Origin of the sequence: Kordiimonas sp. SCSIO 12603, assembly GCF_024398035.1 — a bacterium.
In the GTDB taxonomy this organism is placed as follows: Bacteria; Pseudomonadota; Alphaproteobacteria; order Sphingomonadales; family Kordiimonadaceae; genus Kordiimonas.
On record NZ_CP073748.1, the window covers coordinates 1,720,254 to 1,741,470 of the forward strand.

The following is a 21,217-nucleotide window of genomic DNA, read 5'->3' on the forward strand; positions in this document are numbered from 1 at the left end:
CGAAATGGGTGAAGTTGTAGGTGCAGGCCTTGTTAGTCATGTCCCGACTATCATGCTGCCAAAAGAAGTTCGGTATGAGATCTATGGAGGTAAGGACACCACCTTAATCGAAGGCTTTAAAAAGCTGCGATCTGAAGTGCTGGATAGTCTTGGGGCGGATACAGTTATTGTGTTTGATACCCACTGGGCAACACTGGTTGAATTTATTGTAACTTCTCACGAGCGCCGCACCGGGAAATATACTTCGGAAGAACTACCACGCGGTATGTGCCAGGTGCCCTATGACTTGAAGGGCGATCCTGAATTAGCTGAACTCATCGCGGCTGAAGTAGATGCAAACGGTACACGCTGCACCGCCAATGATGACCCGTATCTTCCTATTAACTACGGCACAGTGAATGTCGCACACCATATCGCCAAAGATGAAGCTTGGCTCAGTGTGGGTATGAACATGGCGGCCAAAGCTTCTGATTACCTGAAAGTGGGAGAGGGCATTGGTCGGGCTATAGCGAAATCAGGCCGTAAGGTTGTGCTGCTCGCGAGTGGTTCTATGAGCCATACCTTTCATACGTTTCAGGATATCAGCAACGGCAAGTATGAAACAGCTGATCCGGCCAACATCTTCTCAGATGCGGCGCGTGAAGCAGATTATGAACGCCTTGAATGGTTTAAAGAAGGGAACCACGCGGCAGTGATTGACGGTATGCCAGCTTATTATCCTCATAAACCTGAAGGAGCTTTTGGTCATTATTTGATGATGGCTGCGGCCATTGGCGGGCGTGACTGTAAGGCCAAAGGGCGTCAGTTCAGTGATTATGAAAACTCAGTGGGGACCAGCCAGGTACATGTTTGGTTTGATAAGCCTGAAGGCGGTTGGACTGCTGAAGCATAATAAAAAATGTGGCCAAGAGATTTTTTCTCGTTGGCCACATTAAGGGGGGACTAATCTATGTTAAAACTATCTAGAGTATCTGGTGCTTGATCCAGTTGATAATCTCCGCCCTGCGGTTCTCGGGCACTAGGATATCTTCATCAATCCCAAGCTGCCATGCCTGGCTTTTTGAATTTGGGTTTTCTGCAGCCGCATCAATCAATGCTTGATAGGCGCTTACATCTTCTTCCTTATCGAAAAAGCCTTGAGTAAGAAGATCTTTCTTATAAAGCCGGAACAACATGGAAAGCTGCTCAAGATCGAATTCAGGGTGGTACTGCACAGCCCAAACTTCTGATTTTCCAATAGGGATCACTGCGCCTTGAACCAAACTGTGCTTGTTGCTGCAAAGTAGGGTGGCTGAGGATGGCAGCGCTGAAACTTCATCATAGTGAATACAGGGTGCATCAAATGACGTTGGCTTGCCTTTCATGTATGGATGTGCTTTGCCTGCTTCCGTAAGTGTTACTTTGCGGGCAAAACCAATCTCGCGACCATTTGGGCTTGCTGCTACCGCACCGCCAGCGGCGATAGCGGCAATTTGAAGACCCCAGCAACTGCCCAGAACTGGTTTGCCAGTTTCGCAAAATTCTTTCAGGATTTTAATCTGGTTCTGCACAGCGAAAGTCTCATCAAAGGCCCGCAGGCTTGAACCGCTTATTACCATGCCGTCAAAATCCTCATAGCTCATGCCTTCGGGTAGAGCTGCATCTTTATCCGCTGCATAGATGATCGACATTTCTATGTCGGGGAAGTGGGCTTTAATAGCATGGGCATAAACATCGCTTGCAGAGCGCACATTAATGCTTTCCGCTTTACGGCGTACTTTTGCCGGGTTTCCTTCCATTAGAAGTAAATGGGGCATAGTTTCCTCTTACAGCATGACCAGAGCGTTATTGGTATGAAAGCCTGAAAACATCAGCTTTGCATATGTGGTCAATCAAATGAAAACACCAGTTAGTGAAGTTTTCTGAACTGCTGCGGTGCTATACCTGCCCAGCGCATAAAAGCACGAGAGAAAGTGCTGTGCTCAGAATAGCCAAGTTTCAGTGCCATTTCAGACAGGGACTGGTTCGGGCTGATCTTAAACTCCAGCGATGCGGCGCGCATGCGGCATTCATCAAGGATAGCCTGATAGGATACTTCCTCGGCTGCAAGTTTGCGGCGCAAGGTACGGCGCGAAAGACCCAGGGTTTTTGCCACGTGATCTTGCGTTACGTGACCGCGGCTAAGACCTTGGAAAATTGCTTGCCTTGTTTTCTCGCTCACGGGCAAGTAGCGCCTTTTTTCAACCAGCAGACGGTTGAGATAATTCAGTATATCATTCTCTACTGGCGGTAACAGGCCAATAGGATTGCTCAAAATCTTTGTAGGGAAGCGGATGCCGTTTGTCTCGGCTTCATACACAACATTGGCGCATACTTCGTTGGTAAGGTCCTTTTTCACTACATTCTTGTCAGCTTCAATAAGAATATCCACAGTTTCCCATGCGGTGGGCGCAGCTGTTTTAATGAAGGAAGAGAAAACACCAAGTGTGTATAAGGCATCTTCCGTGCGCGGCCAGATATCAGGGTCCAGAATACGGTAGCCAAGGGTTGTGAAATCTTCACCCATCTCCAGGCTCACGTCTGTGCGGTCTTGAATAAGAGGATAGAATTTCACAAGCCGATTAAAGGCCGTGCCTAGGGTTTTGGAACCAAGGATTGCCTGACCAACTTTACCACGTTTCGCATAATTAGATGCGAGACCGACTGACCAAGAAATACCGCCTCCGCTTTTGACAGAACCTGTCTTTTCAACGGTAGCAACAAACTCTTTCAGATCAATCAACTGCTGATCAAAATTGTTGCCTGATAGAGTTGGTTTTCTTAGCAGGCTGTCAAAATCCTGTGTGTTGATGCCGCGCTCTGCGAGTATGTTTCTCCAGTCAGATGCCGCGGACGCATTTACAAACGCGTGTTCCATCTTACTTCCCTTTATTCCTGACAGTTAGTACTCCCTCACACTGGTCAACCTTAGGGCGGCGATGAAAACTGAGATTGTCAAAGTCTATCAAACATGTGATAATTTCTATCATAAACGAAATTATGAGTATGCTTGAGGGGTGGGATGTGAAAGAAAATAATAAAAAGCAGGAGCCCCTTATTTGGTCGTCAGTGGTGCGCTCACTGACAAACCCTTTGATGGAACATGATCTGGATCCTGCTTCTCTGTATAGAGATAGCGGTATCTCCGCTGATGAAGTGCTGCGGGTGGATGGTGAAGTACCTCTTAAAAACTGGCTCAAATTTCTTGAACTGGCAGCAGAGCATGCGGATAATCCGATCCTCGGCATTCACTTGGCGAGAGCAGCCGGCCCGGAAACGTTAGGTGCTATTGGGTTTTTATTCCTTTCATCAAAGAATGTGCTCGAGGCGCTTGAAAACCTTTGCCACTATATGAACCTTCTGCAGGGGGTTACTTTTGCGCAGGTAACGCGTGATAAACATGAAACCGCATTTGTTTATGAAATTATGTATGCCAGTGATAATGATTGTAGGCAGGATGTGGAATTTTCTCTCGCACTTACCAAGCGGCAGATACGTATTTTCTCTGGTGGGCAAGCTAAAGTTCTAAGGATTAATTTTAAACATTCGCCACAGTGTGATCCTCGGCTTTATGAACGGCAACTCAAAACGCCAGTGTTCTTCAATCAAGATGAAAACAGTGTTGTGTTGCCGTCTTCCGCCAATATGATTTCCGGTAAGATTTTAGATAATACGTTGGCCCCAATTCTTAAAACTTATCTGGATCGGGAGCTTAAGACCGTTACGATGGCGATGACTTTCTGTGATCAGATCGAGCGGCTTTTATATGCAAACCGGATTGATCCACCGATAACGGCCAAGAAGGTTGCGTTTCAAATGGGGGTGTCTGAGCCTACGCTCTACCGAAGGCTAGCCGCTGAAGGGCGGAAGTTTTCCAATATGCTGGATGCCTATCATTTCGAACAGGCCAAAGAATATCTGGATACCAGCAGCCTGTCGGTAACCGAGATTGCCCATATGCTTGGGTTTGCGGATTCTGCGAGCTTTTCTCGCGCGTTTTCTCGGTGGTCAAAAGGGGTTGCTCCCTCCCGTTACCGCACCCGTGATTGACCGCATCTGCAAGGCGGTTAGGCTATAGGCTAGCTATAGATATCCTCTCGAAGGAGGTATCTATTATGGCAACCAACATGGAAAAATTGGTGATAATTGGCTCAGGGCAGGCGGCTATTCAGCTCGCTGCTTCCCTCAGGCAAAAAAAGTATGATGGCCGGATCACTATGATCGGTGAAGAGCCATATCTCGCGTATCAGCGACCTCCACTTTCAAAAGCTTTTTTGAAAGGCGAAATGGAGGAGGTTAGGCTCTTTTTGAAGCCGCAGAAATTCTATGATGATAAAGACATCGAGCTTATCTCAGATGCCCGGGTAGAGAAGGTAGATACCGTCAATAAGGAAGTGACCATAGGTAGTGGCACTTCTTACGCATATGACAAACTGGTGTTTGCTACGGGGACACGTCCACGGATGATTCCAGAGCTTGAAGGTGCTGAAAATGTGCAGGTTATGCGCACGCTGGATGATGCTAAAGCCCTTAAAACTCAGTTGGATCAACTAACGCATGTGACCATTGTTGGTGGCGGTTATATCGGGCTTGAAGCAGCGGCAGTGCTCCGAAAAATGGGCGTGGCTGTTGATGTGCTTGAACGCATGCCGCGGTTGCTTGCACGTGTAACAGGCGAAGAGATTTCTGATTATTTCAAAAACTTACATGAAGCAAATGGTGTGAACATTAGGCTGGGAGCTGAAGTTCAGACTTACCAGAAAGATGGAAGCTCTATAACGGGCGTTGAGCTAAATGATGGCACTACCTTCAAAACGAATTTGATTCTTGTAGGTATCGGCGTGTTGCCAAACCAGGAGTTGGCAGCAGAAGCCGGCATTGAAGTTGGAAACGGTATCATCGTTGATGAAAACTGCGAGACATCTGTTTCAGGCATTTATGCCATTGGCGATAACGCACTTCGTCCCCTTGAAGGTCAGCCGGAGAAGTTGAGGCTAGAAAGTGTTCCGAATGCTATTGATATGGCAGAAACGGCAGCACGACATATTCTAGGGCTTGAACGGCCTGCCTATGACCCTCCCTGGTTCTGGTCTGACCAGTATGACACCAAAATCCAGACAGTTGGTTTGTCCTCAGAACATACAGAAACGTTTGTGAGAGGCGATGTAGCTACAGGAAAATTCTCAGTTTTTTATTTCAAAGGCGAAACGTTTTTAGCGGTGGATTCTGTCAATGATCCACAATCCTTCATGGCATGCAAAAATATCCTCAAGATGGGGCTTAGGCTCACGAGTGAGACTGTGCAGGACCAAAGCAAAACCATGATGGACATTTTCAAAGAACTTAAAACACAGAAGGTTTAATGACATGGCAAAAATTACTTTTGTTTCCAATGATGGGGAAGAGCAGGTTATTGAGGCAGCCGAAGGCGAAAGCGTTATGGAAACAGCGCTCAATAACGGGATAGACTGGATTATGGCGGACTGTGGTGGTGCCTGTGCGTGTGCCACTTGCCATGTATATGTTGATGAAGATCAACTAGAGGCGACAGGCGAACCAAGCGAGATGGAAAACTCTATGCTTGAGTTTAATGATCATCAGCAATCTAATTCCCGCCTTTCTTGCCAGATTAAAGTGACTGAAGATTTAGACGGTTTGCGTGTAACAGCTCCCGAAAGTCAATATTAAATTCGATAAGATCGAAATCAAAAAGGGCTGGCAGAGATGCCAGCCCTTTTTATTGCCGTTTAGGAGTTCTTAGTTGCCAATGAGAAAGCCCCAAAGCATGAGCTTTGAGGCTTTTTTGTTTCTCTGTTGTTAGATGGGCTTAGAAGTTATAATTCAAGCCAATACCAAGCCAACGTGGTTTGCCAAAGAAGCGCTGGTTATAACCGCCTGGGCCAGTGAAATCGAAGGTGTAAACCAGATATTCTTTATCGAACAGGTTCTTTGCAAAGGCGCTGATTTCCAGCCCTGTATCTTCATGGGTATAAACAAAACGAAGATCAAACAGGGTGTAAGCACCTTGGCGAGAATTTTCGCTGTTGGTGATATCGAAGAAATGCGAGCCCTGATGGTTAAAGCTAACAATTGATGTGAGCTCACCGCCCGGAACGCCAGCTGTATAAGATACGGAACCATTGGCTGTGAAGTTTGGTGCAAGCACTGCTTCACGGTCATTCAGTTCTGTTCCCTGCACGTTCACACCGTCAACATCAGTGTTTAGCAAGCTTGCACCTAACTGGATATCCCAACCCGCCGCTGGAAGAATAGTTAATTCCGCTTCAGCGCCGTAGAAAGTTGCTTCACCATTAGTGATGAACTGTGACAGGCCCTGGAACGTAAGCGCTTGGAAATCACTATAATCATAGTAGAAACCAGCACCATTTAATCTGATTGTGCGGTCAGATGATGTCCACTTAAAGCCGATTTCATAGCTATCCAGTGTCTCAGCATCAAATGCTACCTGATCAGAGGTTACGAAATCTGTCTGGTCAAGGAAACCGGCGTTAAAACCACCTGATTTAAAGCCGCGGCTCCATGATGCATAGATAAGCGCATCATCGCTGATATCGTAATCAAGCGTTACTTTGCCGAGGAAATTATCATCGCGAATGCGAGATGCATCAGCGGATACCACATCAGCCGGGCCAGCACCAACAGCTGCAGCAAAACCGTTTGTATCACCCGCACGAAGACTAAGGTAATTTGCTTCGCCAACACCGTTCAAAAGGTTATTCAGCAAGAAACCAGCTGGTGCCTGGTTGATATAGTCAAAATCACGGTTTTCTTTGGTGTAACGTGCACCCACAGTAAGGTTCAGGCGGTCAGACAGGCGGTATTCTACCTGGCCAAAGCCTGCATATGACTGTGTATCCTGCGTATAATCCACATCAAAGAAGATAGCAGGAACCAATGTACCATCTGTTGGGAAGCCCGGTGTGAAGGCAGCGAGACCGCCATCAAAGGCTGCAGGGTCACTATCCAGAAGGGCTGCAAAATCGCCACGCCAGTTCACCTGCAGGTCATTGGCGCTTTCCACTTTGGTATCCAGATAGAACACGCCAAACTGCCAAACGCCACCATCAAAATCACCTGATAGGCGAAATTCGTTTGTCAGCGCATCGATCTCTGATCGGAACGTTGGTTCGATACCGGCTTGGGGGCCAACATCTGTATCTTCTTCGTGCAACTTGTCAGTCGCCTGATAAGAGAAGGTGTTTGTCAGCTCAATACCACCGAAATCATGAACATAGGTGGCGTGAACACCTTTTACTTCGATATCAAGGCGACCTTCTCTGTCGTATTCGCCAGCGAAGTTATCATCGTCTGTATCTGCATAACACCAGATATCGCGCGGTACATCAGTTGGACAGAAGGGCAGATTATCTGCGCCTGTCGCACCTAATGTTGCCTGATGCTGATATTGCGGTGCTACGGTATCCGATGAACTATAGAAGGCAGAGACGCTTAACAGGCCATTCTCAGCCACATCAATTTCTGCGCTACCGCGGATGGAGAAACTGTTGGCCTGGTTGGCATTTTCACCAATACGGTTTTCTACGTAACCATTGTTGGTTTTGTATGATGCCGCGAGCCTTGCTCTTACCGTATCAGACAATGGTCCGCTGATAGCACCTTCCACAAGGAAGGATGTATAAGAACCAGCTTCAGCGCGCAGATAACCTTCTGTTTCATCCGTTGGCTTGCGCGATACAAATTTAATAAGGCCGCCGGTTGCGTTACGTCCATAAATTGTACCCTGCGGACCGCGGAGCACTTCAACACGTTCCACATCAAATAACTGGAAGGTTAGGCCGGGTAGGGCTGCCTGATAGGCTTCATCCAAATAAATGGCAATGGGGCCTTCGTTGTTATCATTGAAATCATTCAATCCAACACCGCGCAGTGTGAAGGAAGGGTTGTTTCCTTCACCCACAGGTGTGCCTACATTAAGGCCTGGTACTTGGGCTACAATGTCCGGGCTGTCTGTAAAACCAAATTTCTGTAGTTTGTCACCGCTGAACGCTGTTACAGATACGCCAATCTCTTGTGTGGACTGGGCGCGTTTTTGCGCTGTTACGGTTACTTCTTCAATTACTATACTTTCTTGTGGAGCATTTTGTGCGGCGACAGCTTGGCTGAACGCAGCTGGTATAGCTATCGACGAAAGCAATAGATGCTTCGTGTTCATGAGCATTTCCTCTTCCCTTAATGAAACCTCCACGTACTTGTTTGAAGGAAGTAGAAGAAGGCCGCTTGTTAAAAACGGACAACCTGAAACAGATGTTCAATAACTCTAATCTAGTGGTTTGACAAAAAAGTAAAATTTCCTCTGTTCAAGGGAAAAAAGCTCTGCTAGGTAACACGCCGTGGTAAGGGCCTGTAGCTCAGTTGGTTAGAGCCGACCGCTCATAACGGTCTGGTCGGGGGTTCGAGTCCCTCCGGGCCCACCACTTTAAACCTACCAGTACTAAACACCCCGAAAGCCCTGAATGGAAGCGCGATTGCGGCGGTTCGATAACCTGTCTGTCGCGAGTAGAATAATCCGTCAGGAAACGCCAGTTTTGCAACCATTCTCTTGTGTTTCAAAAGGTCGGAATCCCAAAGCCTCCAAGGGTTTGAGAGGAAGCTAAAAGCTGTTCGAAAGCTCTGCTCAAAGCTCATAGGCGTTTTAGTGCTCTTATAGCTGTTTTCTTGTAAATAAAGCTTCTTCTCAGACAGTTTTTTAATCTGCTCTTCATAGGCCGTGATGAGGGTGTCATTGTCCGTGCCGATGATTCTATCCATTAATTGACCGATCTTGGCTTCAATCTTCTTTGCTTCTGTTTTCGCATTAGCAACATGACCAGATAGATTAGACTTTTGTTCTTTCCATAGGTCAGAGAACATTTCATACACTAAGTGGAAGAGTTTTGGGCTTGGTTGTAGCTCTTTGAGTATATCTTCAAAGCCGAGTTCAATGTCATCACGTCTGATTGATTTCTTATATTCAGAACATGTTTTCAACTGACAAAAATAATATGGGTAATATGTATTACGCCCCTTAGACCACGCAGCCGTCATTGGATGCTCACAAGTCCCGCAGTTGATAAATCCGCGTAGTGGGAAATCTTCATTTAGATCAGTGCGCGCAGGAATTTTCCCTTTGTTGTTTTTGCGCTCCTGTATCTTCTGCCATGTAGCAAGATCAATGATTGGTTCATGCTTGGCTGGGTGCATGAACAACTTCCATTTCTTCACGGTGATATAGCCAGCATAGATAGGGCGCTCAGTTAAAGCGATTGCTGCGTTGAGGTCAACTTCTCCTGTCTTCAAGCGCGGGATAGATGGATGCTTGTTTAAGAAGCGCTGGATTTCAGCGCAGCTTTCAAAACGACCTGATGCAAAACCTTCTAATGCTTCCTTGATGATGGAAGCATTAGGCTCATCTTTAACAAGCATTTTACCGTGACCTTGAACATTCTCATATTTGTAACCCATGACAGGGGAGAAGAGCCAATAGCCATTATGCACACGCGCTTTCATCCGGTTCTTCACTTGCTCGGCATTCTTTTGCCGCTGATGCTGAGACACGGAAGCGAGCAAGTTTTCAATTAGAATGGAATCTGAATCCTCACCGAACTCAATAGAAGGACTTTCAAGTTTGCCGCCTGCATCATTGATAGCTGCGCGTAAATCAAGATGAGCTTTAATATCCCGCGCCAAGCGCGAGATATCATCAATAATTACAACACATTTATCAGCCCGATTATCTTCCAGAAAAGCGAGCATAGCTTGCATGCCTTGGCGTTCAATCAAGCCGCCAGAAATACCTTCATCATGGAATACGTTCACAACGTCATAACCTTGCCGTTTAGCGTAGTCGCGGCAACGGATTTCTTGAGACTCAAGACCATGCCCACGTCTAACCTGTGCAGGGCTTGATACACGGCAATATATAACGGCTTGTTGTTGAAGCATTATTAGTTCTCGCTTTCCATTGATAGTTTGTCCTTCAAGTATAATTCATACTCGTCATCAAGTGGGGCAGCTTCAAAGTCTTCTCCACAGATTGCTTTAAGAGCGAGAGTGGTGGCATCTCTGCCAAAACCCAGATCAACAAATTGGGTCATGATCTGCCAGAGGGTGATGAGCAGTTCCTGTTTTTGCTCTTCTGTCAGATCAAACTCGTCTAAATGATGGCGATACTTTTCGAGTTCAGGAGAGTCAGCGGGTAGTGGGTCTGGGATTGGGGCATGTTCATTCATGTCTTCTACTTTCTTCTTTGTGTTTGCGAGGGCATGTATTCGCCAACGCTTGGAAAAAATTACATCAAGGTTGATATTTTTTTTGCTTGCGATTGTATTTTCGCTGATTGAAAACTTGCCATGCTTGGGGTTGATGTGACTACCAAGCAGCCGGAACATTCCAGAATATTCCAAATGCCAGAATCTCCTAACGTGAGGCCATATGAGTTTTGACCCGATACAACAGGGCTTGTTAAGCCATTATCCGCCAGACGTGCAGCAACGCTTGCGTAGGCTTATTCTGGAAGATTGGAACGCTTCTGGTGTTAAGTTACCTACCTATATGAAACTGCTTGCACGGCATATTGCCGCCACGGGTGTTTCAGAAGATTGGCTTGCCAAGCTTTCGCACCAGACGATGAATAAGATGCTTAAATCTATCTCCACACCTAGACATGAATTCTGGGCGTGTTTACATCTCTATATTATCAAGAAGTATGGGCCACAGGATATTGCACCGGAATTAAGTGACATTGATATTTTAGGGCAATCACTTGTACGCTTTGGTGATATTAAAGAGGTACCTTCATCATTAGAAAGAAGCATTAACGGCAAAGAGCTTATTATCAATGCACAGGGCGGCAAGCCATATGCTCTAGCAAGCATGACTGAGACATATAAAAGCAATGAGGCTTTTGCTGTTGAGGTGACATATAAAGCTGAGGGTGCTGCTGTTATTCAAAACAATCAGATTAAAGCCATCTTACGCGATGAAATGACCCGTCAAATTTCCATGCTAGAGGTTGATGTATGACCGATTATGCACGAGAGCGTTTTGAAGAGCTTAAAGCTTATGTAGATAATTTACCCAAAGCTGAATTTGATAAACAAGCAGCCAAAGGTCAGGTGCATAATAAAGCCATCTTTGATATGATCAGGAAAGGTGACGCACTTGGCGTTTATTGTTCTGTTAAGCAAAAACCGTCACTTCTTGAAAAGCGAGATGATGACGGCATGACTCCGCTTCATTGGAGCGGCTCAGACAAGCCAGGTGTGATGCAGGAGATACTCACAAGCGAAGTTAGTAACTCTCCTTGGGTATGTGATCGGTTTGGGCGCTTACCTCTTGATGTGTTGCGGGATGGTGGTCATCACACACACGCTGATAAGATGGAGCGCTTGACATATCCGCGATTATTCAGGGACGAAAAGGATGGGCCAGTGTCTCCAGAGAAGATCAAAGCGTTTGATGACAAATCAAAAGCACTCGGGCGACCTGATACCAGACCGCCCTTTGCAAACAATATAGACTTTAAATCCTCCATTCCGCGCCTGAAATCTCAGGCTAAGGATAGAGGGGATTTAGAAAGATAGGTTATCCGTTACTCTGGTTTAAAAAGTAAGTACGCTTCATGCCACCAAATATCTTTTGAAGGAAACTTCTCGACTAATTCCACAGTACAGTACCGAGCATTGCGGTGTTGCTCTTTGACGCTATATACAGCAATCTTTACGGCACCCGCTTCGCCAAAACCTAGAATACCAGAATGAAGAATAAGCGCGCCAAAATCAAAATTGCCACCACACGGCAAGCCCTTAGCCTTTCTATTGGTAAAGGTTATGCTATCTTTTAAAAGTCTTTGCCAACGAGAGCGTCTTTTCTGATCATTCTTACGTCCCCAATATGGTTCTACAGATGTATCTTCACGCACCCATTCACTGTCAAAGTGATTTTCCACATAGACCAGTGCGTATGTATTGTCTCTGAAAGTGTTGGTTTTTATGCTTGAGTGAAACTTTATGGCGTTATGTTTCGTTAAAAACGCATCAACAAGATTATCATAACGCTTTTTCTTTTGTTTCAGAGCCTCGATCTTCTTAGACAGCTTAGAGAAGGCCATATATTGGGAGCTATTTTTTGCTCGTCTTTCAAGACCAATTAACTTCTCTTTTGAGAACACGCGGCCTTGAATTCGCTCAATCCCAAACTGTCGCCTGCCAGCAGTATTGAGATTTATAGTGTTGAACTTAAAATTCTCACGCCGCTTATCAAACTCAAACCTTGATTGTAGCCATGGAGAGCTCACCCAAGGTCTCAATGAGTCAATAAGCTGAAATTCAATCTTATCATTCATTGATGTTCCCTTGGGAATGCGGAAACGAACAAGCGGTGCGGTTGTTGGCCTTACAGCCCCACCTTCATAAGAACTACCTTTATAAAATTGATGCCAAGGAACAGAGACCCAGTCTCCACTAATGTCAGTGCGTATCTTTTGTATACGCTCCTTTTCTCGTTGAATTGCAAGCTGGCGTTGACGTTCCTTTTCTGCCCTTTCTTGCGCGCGCTTTTCTTCTTCCAAGCGCCTTAGCTCTTTTCGGCGCTCCTCATACCGCCTTTTTGTTTTCTCAACTTCCACGTCATCTTGCAATAAATACTCCCTACCTTCCTTCATAAACTCAGAAAGCTCTACCATCCGATCACGCGCATTGCGGATGTCTCCAGAGATTTCGTCCAGATCAACTTTCCAACGACCAAGGTCAAGTGTACTGGATGTAACAATTTCGCCTGTTACTTCATCGCCGTCATTAAACAGCTTTTTGATAATGAGAATTTGCGGGTGCGTATCATCAATGCCATTGATACTATCCACTTCAATCACTTGGTCTCCATTAATCTCTACAGTGAATTCAAAGCGGCTTTTGACAACTGATTTCTTCTCATCGCCCCTTTGCTCAGAAATCACATGATTAACATCTGTTAGTACAACAGAGCCTTCGGGTAGTTTATCTATGACCAGAGTTTCTAACAGTTTTTCAATATAATCTGTTGGTGGGCGGTCTTGCGATTCAGAACATGCAACGACACACAAAACCAACATAAATGCACTTACGTATTTGATCATGATGCACCTCAAAGTTTCCGTTCAAAAACCCTCCTTTTCTCCCGTTTTTCATAATTGTGAGTTGACAGATTCACCCGTTAACCATAGCTAGGAAAGCCAATGACTTAACAAACATACGGTCGTATGTGTCGAGTCGATATCTGCAAATCCAGCCCTCGTGCGTAATGGAGCCTTTTTGCACGACTTACACGTATCGAGAGTCTCTTTTCCCTTTTAAATCAACCCGATAAAGCCGTATCCTTTATATATGAAGATAGGATATGCCCGCGTTTCTACGGATGATCAGAACCTTGATCTACAGATCAATGCGCTCAAAGCTGTTGGCTGTGACGCTATATATAAAGACCAAGGTATCAGTGGCATTAATACAAAGCGAGGTGGTCTTGATGCAGCTATTAAGGCTACAGGCCACGATGACAGCCTTGTTGTCTGGAAACTTGATCGCTTGGGTCGGTCATTAAGCTTTCTGATACAGCTTGTGGAAACGCTGCATAAACGCGGCGCAGGCTTTTGTTCCTTGACGGACGGGATTGACACCACAACGCCATCGGGAACACTTGTCTTCCATATTATGGGGGCTTTGGCTCAGTTTGAGCGTGAGCTAATCAGAGAACGGACTAAAGCGGGTATGCTTGCCGCCAAGGAACGCGGAATCATAATAGGAAGACCAAGAAAATTGTCTCCTTATCAGGTCGCACAAGCGTATGAACTTCATCAAAGCGGTCAAACGTTGACCGCTCTTGCCTCGCGTTACGGCGTTGACAGGTCAACGCTTTCAAGAGCGATTAGTGATACTTATCACTAGGTTTGACTAATGTTTCTGCAAACCAAATAACCAGCTTCCTGTCCGCTGATGAAGATAAGTTCAGATAGTTAGACAGTAATTGCCCACAATCATCGGCCTCCACCTTGCTGATCTTCTTTAGTAGTTCATTGAAATTGTCAGTTGTCATTTCGCTGTCCTTTCTTTTTATCGTTAGGTGCAATCAGGAATAAATCAAACAACCACCTGTGTTCACCATCTGCGTTATAAATATTATACAGATAGAAAGTATGCTACTAATTGGCGATATATTATGGAGGATATACTTAAGGAGAGGTAGTCATGCGAATATATACTGCGAATCTAATTGAGACTTCTTTAACCGAAAAAACTGGGCAATCAGTATATTTATCATCTACTAAAGCAGCTCATAATTATCCATTAAGAAATACAGACCCCATTGACCTCCTAGTATATGAGTTTGATGGCTCAATTATTATAACTCAAGCAGGAACCAGTAAGTTACTAATGAGCTATTGTCGTTATAACTCACAATACGACATATTTGATGAGCATCCATATTTTTATGAATGTGACTACAATCCCGATCACCTTCAACACATCCCTAAATCTGGGATTGCTCTTACTTCTGGGTGGGAAATGAAATTAAATTCCGATAATAGCTTTTTACTAATCAGTTCGAATAGTCACATGCCGCTAGGATTAAGGCTAAGGGAAGATATAACTTGGCAAAGACCGGCGGACGGCATTGGAGTTATAGGTTTATTAGATATTAAGTCTGTAGGTGGCCAGTTATCTTATGGTAGAATCCCGGCTCACTTTCGATTTGTCAACGTTCGTGAAATAGAGATTCCAGCTTCTCAGAGCGAAGGCGAATTTGGAGGTTTCGATTTTCCTTCAACGCTTGAAATGAACTCATGGCGGCACTTAACAGCAGCCGAGTCAAAAGAAAAACTGATTGGTGAGGCTTTTTTACCTTACTTCATTGTCCAAGACGAAACTCGTAATTGGCAGCTTCAAAATAGTTTGTACTATAGAGTAAGGCACTTGCAATTTTGGAGGCGACTTAAAGTATTAACTCATGCTGGTGGTGAACGTACGGAAAATATCCGTGTACGACGAAAGATAACATCTACTTCACAGAGAGAGATTGAGCAAAGAACTTCTATAAAGATGTCTATAGAAAATGAATTTAAGTTATCAAATATCAGAATTCCTCTGATACCATTACTTCCAAATACTTTGGATTTTTTTCGTCAAAAAACCTCCCATTCCTTAAGTCGCGAGTTAAAAATCAAAGAAGCCCTTACGGAAACTCTTGAAGAGGAGTCCACCTATACAAGTGTCCGCACATATAGATCTCCAATCAGAGTAGCTTTCTGGTGTTTAGCTTCAAAATTTGTTTTAGAACGGGCTGATGGCGATCCTGTTATTAGCTGGGAAGTAGAGGATGCTTCTAACACTCTGCATGAAGATTCATATCCAAAAAATGAAACAATTAACTTTGCGCGGGTTGAGGAGAGGCTAGATGAGACAACTCAATGTGTAGCGGAAATTGCGGTAGGTTCCTTTACTGACGACGGAATAATTACATTTGAAGTCTCATCAAATGTAAGTGATTTTCATTCGGGGCAGTTTGATTTCGAAGTCGTTAAGAAAAACAATTTAGATGGTACAATTGTAACCGAAATTTATGGAGGGTATTGGTCACCGTCAACGGGAGCTAACCCAATAGAAACCAAAGAAGTTGTCTATGTTAGTGAAGATGAGGTAATTGAAAATGTTACTGTTATCTCTAACACTTGCCTATGCATCTTACCATCGGAAGAAACTTAAAAGTAAGATATTATCAGAACTCTTGATAAATTAGCTCATTCGTTTCGACATTAGATATTATGAACGAGAATCATTGATACGTTTGTTTGTGTTGAGGATAATGAGCTCTAATTGGATAGGTTGAGCAAGCGGATAAATCCTGTCGTTTAAGGTAAGCGCAAGATGTGTAAATGTATGACATTTACGATCTTGGCAAGGGGGTCGCTAGCGCACCCCCGTTGCATCCCCCGCGCTTTATTATAAGTGTCTATATGGAAATTGTATAATTTCCTTCTTCTAAAGTTTTATATGGCGTACGTGAATCTGGCTCTAGTAATCTCAATCGGAAGTTTGCTTGAATGACCGTTGAAGTTGAATCATACAAAGAGTTTCTGTCAATCTTGACTAGGCAACTATATAAATTAGGCTCTTCAGCTGATAATTTTCCAGACTCTATTTTCGTAATAAACTGATAATTTTCAGGGGCATTTGATGAAAATTCCAAATTCTTCAATGTGTCCTCACCTGACAAAAGTAACAAAGCAGGTTCATCTGTTAATGAACGGACGATAAAAACATGACAATAATCTTCGCGATCTGCAGGTTGCTGTCCCAAGGCCGGAGGCAAAGATTGAATAATGGGGGAGTTTTGTGATCCAGAAACCATGTTGGCTATACTAGCAGAATAGCTAAAATGCAAATCTACATCGGAGTTCTTTTTCCAAGTGTACGAACCAATATGTTTTCCAGTTTCATCCCAGATAAAAGACAGTAATGAATTCATAAACTATGCCCGAAAAATGAATATGCTATCTAAATCAAGATAAAGCTAATTCGTCAAACTTAAATTTGATCAATGTCGAAGATAAAATAGGCGTTTGATCTGAAATAATCGAATTTGCTGCTGTTAATATTATTTCACTGAATTTGGGGAGGCAACGAAAAGTTAATTTAGTACCATCAGTTGCAATTGCATACAAAGGACATTCATACCTGATGATTTGTGCATTGTTTAATTGAAATGAGAACCTTTTAGGTAGTTGCTTCAACGATATCGGTTCAATTGCAGAAGACTGTAATTCATGAATTTCATTTTGATGCAATACTACCCATTGTCCTTTTGTAAAATGAGATATCATCTCAACGCCATAGTCATTCGCGATTAAATCTTTTTCACGTAATAATATCTGTGCTAAATTCTTTGTTAACTCACATACCCGTTCTATAAAAATTGTTTTATTTACGCTATTTAATGTGCTCCAAAAACGCAGATGTTTATGGTCGTAACAAAAGTTAAAATTTACATCATCTACTTTTGTATAAAATCCTGATTTCAGGCCAAATTCTTCTAGAACATCATCTGTGTATGTTTTTATTTCAGGCTGGTTGCTGTCCAATTCTTTAATACTTTCTACATTTTTGAATACTCTTTTGAATATTTCAGTATTTCGTATGTTACGATCAAAATAATCAAGTATTTGCTGAGTAAATTCACTTATTTGTTGTGAATTAAATTCTCTTTTAAAAAGCATTATTCTTTTATTGCTAGATTTTCTAGATTCATTTATTTTCTGCTGAATACCCTCGAAACTCCATATTAATGACGTAATTCCATCAATGTTTACAAGCTGGTCAGTCTTTATATGTTCGCCTTGGTTGGTATGCTCAAGGGTATAAACTAGCTTATCTCTAAACTTACGAATTTGATGGACCCATTCTCGAGTAATCGTTTCAGCTTCGGATTTATTAGGAAAAACATCAATCAACAACTTATAAATTGATGCTTGACGCGGACTTGCAACACCATTTTCGTCTTCCCTCATCATAATTGTTTGGTTTTCTAATGTACTTAGATGTGCGGGGATTTTTTGCATCGCTTTCGTATTAGAGATAATTGTATGAAAATTATCACCTGTCTTACCATGATCTTTGTTTAGTTGAGTAAGAATTGCATAATTTGTTGCATCAATTGTAGTATTGACTTGTTTAGTTTTATTTCTCCGGCGAGATAAAAAATCGAATGTATCTTGATATACGTCTATTTCATAATCGAGATTATATCTTTTCTTTACATAGCTATGTGCAGTATGGCTTTTTAAGACATTTTCAATTATAAACAATGTGTTTAGAGTAAGGTCGATAGTGCGTAATGACTCTACGGCGCTGTAAAAATCGGTTCCACTTACACCACTTGGAGATAGATTCATTAAAAAGTCATCTACAAACGAGTTCCCTATGCTTGTTTCAAGAATTCTATGTGTTTTGCCAGAATTAAATTTTAGAAAATTGATCAATTCAACTGCTGTACCTGGTAGTAAAAAAGAACTCTCATAGAACAATTCGAATGCTAGTGACGTCCAAAACGTGTCACGGCTTTTAACTACATTCGATTTAAAATTAGGGGATAGCCAATTTACAGTTGAATATAAAACATCGAAATCAAAAGTGTATACTTCGCCTTTTTTCGTATAATGTACGTTATGGATGTGGTTGCCGATTTCTTCTATCTCAGCAATTAAATTAATCGTTTGATGATATAATGCTTTTACTTCATCGTATGTAACTGTCTCTGGCCTGTCTATTTCAGTCTGAAATAGCATTTCAAAAGCATCAATGCTTTGGTTTGATCTTACGGCAAATTCAATTTTTTGAAGGTCTATCTCATTCACTGATTTGCTCCAGTTATCCAACTAATCAGAGTTTTATATTCATAATCAAGAGGTGATATTACTTCATCAAACCATGTATGACTCCGTTTAATCGTAATTGTATCATCATAAACTTGTTCTGGTTTATATTTTACAAAAGGGTCTCCCACAGAATGGATATGTCTTATGGGAATGTCTTTTTGCATATTCTTTGCGGACTTCCGAATTTCTGCAACACCATTATTTAGGTTTCTGTACAATTCAAGCTCATCGCCCAAAAATGCTGTATGAGGGTTTTTACCTCTCGAGATAAATTTGTGTGTTCGAGCAATCCAATGTGGTTTATTCGGCGCTGCAATTAAGTTAAGGCTACTTAATTGCATACATTTTTTATTTCTCAGGGTTTCTGCTGCTGCCCTTAAGGCGATATGTGTCCCCAAGCTATGACCAATAATAGAATATGACTCCATTTTGCTAGAGCTTAAATAACTATAAATAGCAGACTGCAATAAAGAAATAATTTCATCTAAATAAGCACACCCGACTTTCCCCCCAAGCAGGCTAGTTTTTTTAGGTATTAATGAGGGATTGGAAGGATAGCTAAAAAAAACTATATCAGTATTCTCCAGAACTGGCTCATCTAAAAAAAGACCGCCAACTCTCCCCCAATAAGTTTTTGGGTGATCAATAGAAATATTACCGCTGAAATTAAAACCATGAACTAAAAAAACCACATGTTTAGGGTCGCGTGTCGAGGCCTCTATACCAAATGCAGTATCTCTAAAACTTCTTATTGTCATTAGTTTTTACTCCTCCCAATGGCGAAAATTGCACTCTTAATTCAGAATTCCAATAAAATTATTTATTTTGGCCATTAGAGCGACATTATTTATTTTTGTGTTTTTTAAACCACCACCACTTTTTAGCGATAACTGGGTACTTGTTTTCAATGAACAATACCTGCTTGTCTCTGTGTAAAGTCATCATTTCATCTGCATAGGCAAGTGGGCGAGATACATCGTCATAGCTCGTGGTTTCAGATGTGCCAGAAGTGGAAGAACCACCTTGTGGCCCTGATGTACTGGATGAGCTACTGCCAAAGCTGAAAGAACGCTTTTTCATAGTCGTCATGCCGCATAAATGCTCGGCATATTTAGCCGTTTCATAATCCCTCGAACCAAAATACTGAATAACCCCTGAATTCGCCGCAAACGTACTCCATGAATCTCTGCCATATAGTTTCTTCAATTGTCCTAAGTCTTGGGTGAACACCCATAGTTGAACGCCAAGCCCCGCCATCGTGCCGTAAGCTGTTTCGATGATATTGAGCTTTTGCAGTGCTGGGAATTCATCCAAGATCACGCGCACAGGCTGTTTATTTGGGTCTGCCTTTTCTCTGGTAAGATCAATCATTGCAGAGGATATTAACAAGCGTAGCCAACGATTAAATGTTGGCAAACGATCAAGGGGCAGCGTGAGATATACGCTTATCCCGTTCTCATCCGTTTTTAAATCCTTAAACCTGAAATCAGACTTGCTCAAGCTTTCCCTGATCTTTGGGCTATCCAGAAAATGCGTATTCGATTGTGCTGTTGACAGAACACCAGAACGTTCTTTTTCGGCCTTTTGCCTAAACCTGAATGCCGCTTGTCTCACGATAGGATATACGCTTCCTGCCATATTGAGTAGGATTTCATCCAAGGTGTTGCTCAAATCATCAGCATCAGGCTCTGCCGCAGGCAGAGAAAGAATATCCCGTACACGTCCTAAATGTTTATTATGTGCTTCTTGTTCTTCTGTGACGACATAGAGAATAAAGCCTTGTATCAATGCCTTTGCTTCTTCCGACCAAAATGGGTCTTTATCGCTTGAGATCACAAGCGCATCCGCAAGCAACATCGCGTCACTGGATAAATCAGGATCAAGTGGGTCAAGCATATCTAATGGATTAAAATGAGCGATGTAATCAGGGTCTATGCCTTCGCCGTAAGTATCTTCTTCCAATGAAATTGCCCAAGGGTCTACAACATAAACCTTTTGCCCCATTTCCTTACGTTTAGCGACACTGCGCCGAGCATTTTCTCCCTTGGGGTCAATAATCAGGATAGAGGATGAAGAGCGTAACAAGTTAGGGATAATAGCGGTTGCACCTTTCCCTGTTCTGGTTGGGGCAATAGTGAGAGCGTGCATATCTCCTTCATAGATAATCGCTTCTTCTCTCGCTCCTCTATTTCTGATGGTATGCCCCAAGAATAAGCCATTTGTTTCTTCTTGTTTGCCAAGAAGCTTCCACTCCCTCAAATCTACAAGGTTCGCCCACCGTGATGACCCAAACACGTTAGGTAGCTTTGTTGCCGGTTCTATATAGATCATCATAAGCGCAATTAAGCTTAACCCTGTTAGACCACCGACAAGCCAGCCCCCAGGAATTGTTAATCCCTGATAGGCGCGTGTTTCAGGGATAATGTCACCAATAAAGACAAGCAGCACTCCAAGCCCGAATAATGTCCATAAGGCATGACGGCTAAACAGGTAGCGCAATGTAATGATAATAAGCCCAGCAATCACACCAACGGCCATACCGCTTAGAAAGCCCATGACGGTAGGAAACTCAAATACTAATGAAGGTCTTCCCCAATCATCTTTATGTGACCATAACCCGATCAAAGTAATAGCGAGTAAAAGAATAATAACAAAACCAGCACCACCACTGATTTTACGCGAGCCAGAATCTGACATACGTGCTTGCTCCCCATCAACACATTGAACATCTGGAGATTGAGAGTATTGCCCTTATAAAGAGAGTCAATTGATTGCAAA

Annotated in this window: 18 protein-coding genes and 1 tRNA gene; 9 read left to right on the top strand and 10 right to left on the bottom strand. The window is 43.1% G+C overall.

The window, feature by feature from the left end:
* The first annotated feature begins 4 nt into the window (after positions 1–4).
* Entirely contained in the window at positions 5–892 is an 888-nt protein-coding gene (locus tag KFE96_RS07810) for a hypothetical protein (protein ID WP_255835426.1), read from the top strand.
* Between the two features lie 70 nt (positions 893–962).
* On the opposite strand, the gene KFE96_RS07815 is transcribed toward KFE96_RS07810, so the two are convergent.
* Positions 963–1,796, bottom strand: coding sequence for a gamma-glutamyl-gamma-aminobutyrate hydrolase family protein (locus KFE96_RS07815; RefSeq protein WP_255835427.1), 834 nt, complete (start codon positions 1,794–1,796; stop codon positions 963–965).
* 92 nt (positions 1,797–1,888) lie between these two features.
* On the bottom strand, positions 1,889–2,896 hold the full coding sequence (locus KFE96_RS07820; RefSeq protein ID WP_255835428.1) for an AraC family transcriptional regulator: 1,008 nt from the start codon (positions 2,894–2,896) through the stop codon (positions 1,889–1,891).
* A 146-nt stretch (positions 2,897–3,042) separates the two neighbouring features.
* Here KFE96_RS07820 and KFE96_RS07825 point away from each other — a divergent pair, with 146 nt between their 5' ends.
* The 3 genes from KFE96_RS07825 (at position 3,043) to KFE96_RS07835 (ending at position 5,706) form a co-directional block, all read left to right on the top strand.
* Positions 3,043–4,068: an AraC family transcriptional regulator gene (locus KFE96_RS07825; RefSeq protein WP_255835429.1), complete on the top strand. Its 1,026-nt coding sequence runs from the start codon at positions 3,043–3,045 to the stop codon at positions 4,066–4,068.
* 65 nt (positions 4,069–4,133) lie between these two features.
* Positions 4,134–5,381, top strand: a complete 1,248-nt coding sequence (locus KFE96_RS07830; RefSeq protein WP_255835430.1) for an NAD(P)/FAD-dependent oxidoreductase — start codon at positions 4,134–4,136, stop codon at positions 5,379–5,381.
* Positions 5,382–5,385: 4 nt separating this feature from the next.
* A complete protein-coding gene (locus KFE96_RS07835; RefSeq protein WP_247014630.1) occupies positions 5,386–5,706 on the top strand; it encodes a 2Fe-2S iron-sulfur cluster-binding protein in 321 nt (106 codons plus the stop codon).
* Positions 5,707–5,845: 139 nt separating this feature from the next.
* Here the strand turns inward: KFE96_RS07835 and KFE96_RS07840 are convergent, their stop codons facing one another.
* On the bottom strand, positions 5,846–8,212 hold the full coding sequence (locus KFE96_RS07840; RefSeq protein ID WP_255835431.1) for a TonB-dependent receptor: 2,367 nt from the start codon (positions 8,210–8,212) through the stop codon (positions 5,846–5,848).
* Between the two features lie 185 nt (positions 8,213–8,397).
* Here KFE96_RS07840 and KFE96_RS07845 point away from each other — a divergent pair.
* Positions 8,398–8,474: transfer RNA gene (locus tag KFE96_RS07845), tRNA-Ile, on the top strand.
* Here KFE96_RS07845 and KFE96_RS18250 read toward each other — a convergent pair.
* The gene (locus KFE96_RS18250; protein WP_370650571.1) at positions 8,431–9,981 is read right to left on the bottom strand and encodes a recombinase family protein; all 1,551 of its coding nucleotides are present in this window, start codon (positions 9,979–9,981) and stop codon (positions 8,431–8,433) included. The genes KFE96_RS07845 and KFE96_RS18250 overlap by 44 nt on opposite strands.
* A 2-nt stretch (positions 9,982–9,983) precedes the next feature.
* The gene (locus KFE96_RS07850) at positions 9,984–10,442 is read right to left on the bottom strand and encodes a hypothetical protein (protein WP_255835432.1); all 459 of its coding nucleotides are present in this window, start codon (positions 10,440–10,442) and stop codon (positions 9,984–9,986) included.
* Between the two features lie 28 nt (positions 10,443–10,470).
* On the opposite strand from KFE96_RS07850, the gene KFE96_RS07855 reads away from it, so the two are divergent.
* A complete protein-coding gene (locus KFE96_RS07855; protein ID WP_255835433.1) occupies positions 10,471–11,061 on the top strand; it encodes a hypothetical protein in 591 nt (196 codons plus the stop codon).
* A complete protein-coding gene (locus tag KFE96_RS07860; RefSeq protein ID WP_255835434.1) occupies positions 11,058–11,621 on the top strand; it encodes a hypothetical protein in 564 nt (187 codons plus the stop codon). The genes KFE96_RS07855 and KFE96_RS07860 overlap by 4 nt, the downstream gene beginning before the upstream one ends.
* 8 nt (positions 11,622–11,629) lie before the next feature.
* On the opposite strand, the gene KFE96_RS07865 is transcribed toward KFE96_RS07860, so the two are convergent.
* Positions 11,630–13,150 carry a hypothetical protein gene (locus KFE96_RS07865; RefSeq protein ID WP_255835435.1) on the bottom strand — a complete coding sequence of 507 codons (1,521 nt, stop codon included), beginning with the start codon at positions 13,148–13,150 and terminating at the stop codon, positions 11,630–11,632.
* 247 nt (positions 13,151–13,397) lie between these two features.
* On the opposite strand from KFE96_RS07865, the gene KFE96_RS07870 reads away from it, so the two are divergent.
* A complete protein-coding gene (locus KFE96_RS07870) occupies positions 13,398–13,955 on the top strand; it encodes a recombinase family protein (RefSeq protein WP_255835436.1) in 558 nt (185 codons plus the stop codon).
* Between the two features lie 300 nt (positions 13,956–14,255).
* On the top strand, positions 14,256–15,770 hold the full coding sequence (locus KFE96_RS07875) for a hypothetical protein (RefSeq protein WP_255835437.1): 1,515 nt from the start codon (positions 14,256–14,258) through the stop codon (positions 15,768–15,770).
* 247 nt (positions 15,771–16,017) lie between these two features.
* Here KFE96_RS07875 and KFE96_RS07880 read toward each other — a convergent pair whose 3' ends face one another.
* The 4 genes from KFE96_RS07880 to KFE96_RS07895 all read right to left on the bottom strand — a co-directional run bounded on the left by KFE96_RS07880 (position 16,018) and on the right by KFE96_RS07895 (position 21,136).
* Complete coding sequence (locus KFE96_RS07880; protein WP_255835438.1) at positions 16,018–16,533, bottom strand: hypothetical protein; 516 nt, start codon at positions 16,531–16,533, stop codon at positions 16,018–16,020.
* Positions 16,534–16,567: 34 nt separating this feature from the next.
* A complete protein-coding gene (locus tag KFE96_RS07885) occupies positions 16,568–18,418 on the bottom strand; it encodes a hypothetical protein (protein ID WP_255835439.1) in 1,851 nt (616 codons plus the stop codon).
* Complete coding sequence (locus tag KFE96_RS07890) at positions 18,415–19,197, bottom strand: hypothetical protein (RefSeq protein WP_255835440.1); 783 nt, start codon at positions 19,195–19,197, stop codon at positions 18,415–18,417. The genes KFE96_RS07885 and KFE96_RS07890 overlap by 4 nt, the downstream gene beginning before the upstream one ends.
* An 85-nt stretch (positions 19,198–19,282) precedes the next feature.
* A complete protein-coding gene (locus KFE96_RS07895) occupies positions 19,283–21,136 on the bottom strand; it encodes a type IV secretory system conjugative DNA transfer family protein (protein ID WP_255835441.1) in 1,854 nt (617 codons plus the stop codon).
* Between the last annotated feature and the right edge of the window lie 81 nt (positions 21,137–21,217).

What these genes read in the sequence shown, in the direction of transcription:
- KFE96_RS07870 (WP_255835436.1), top strand. Translation starts at nt 13,398, where the DNA reads ATGAAGATAGGATATGCCCGCGTTTCTACGGATGATCAGAACCTTGAT.
- KFE96_RS07835 (WP_247014630.1), top strand. Translation starts at nt 5,386, where the DNA reads ATGGCAAAAATTACTTTTGTTTCCAATGATGGGGAAGAGCAGGTTATT.
- KFE96_RS07810 (WP_255835426.1), top strand. Translation starts at nt 5, where the DNA reads ATGGGTGAAGTTGTAGGTGCAGGCCTTGTTAGTCATGTCCCGACTATC.
- KFE96_RS07815 (WP_255835427.1), bottom strand. Translation starts at nt 1,796, where the DNA reads ATGCCCCATTTACTTCTAATGGAAGGAAACCCGGCAAAAGTACGCCGT.
- KFE96_RS07855 (WP_255835433.1), top strand. Translation starts at nt 10,471, where the DNA reads ATGAGTTTTGACCCGATACAACAGGGCTTGTTAAGCCATTATCCGCCA.
- KFE96_RS18250 (WP_370650571.1), bottom strand. Translation starts at nt 9,981, where the DNA reads ATGCTTCAACAACAAGCCGTTATATATTGCCGTGTATCAAGCCCTGCA.
- KFE96_RS07875 (WP_255835437.1), top strand. Translation starts at nt 14,256, where the DNA reads ATGCGAATATATACTGCGAATCTAATTGAGACTTCTTTAACCGAAAAA.
- KFE96_RS07865 (WP_255835435.1), bottom strand. Translation starts at nt 13,150, where the DNA reads ATGATCAAATACGTAAGTGCATTTATGTTGGTTTTGTGTGTCGTTGCA.
- KFE96_RS07860 (WP_255835434.1), top strand. Translation starts at nt 11,058, where the DNA reads ATGACCGATTATGCACGAGAGCGTTTTGAAGAGCTTAAAGCTTATGTA.
- KFE96_RS07880 (WP_255835438.1), bottom strand. Translation starts at nt 16,533, where the DNA reads ATGAATTCATTACTGTCTTTTATCTGGGATGAAACTGGAAAACATATT.
- KFE96_RS07890 (WP_255835440.1), bottom strand. Translation starts at nt 19,197, where the DNA reads ATGACAATAAGAAGTTTTAGAGATACTGCATTTGGTATAGAGGCCTCG.
- KFE96_RS07895 (WP_255835441.1), bottom strand. Translation starts at nt 21,136, where the DNA reads ATGTCAGATTCTGGCTCGCGTAAAATCAGTGGTGGTGCTGGTTTTGTT.
- KFE96_RS07830 (WP_255835430.1), top strand. Translation starts at nt 4,134, where the DNA reads ATGGCAACCAACATGGAAAAATTGGTGATAATTGGCTCAGGGCAGGCG.
- KFE96_RS07820 (WP_255835428.1), bottom strand. Translation starts at nt 2,896, where the DNA reads ATGGAACACGCGTTTGTAAATGCGTCCGCGGCATCTGACTGGAGAAAC.
- KFE96_RS07840 (WP_255835431.1), bottom strand. Translation starts at nt 8,212, where the DNA reads ATGAACACGAAGCATCTATTGCTTTCGTCGATAGCTATACCAGCTGCG.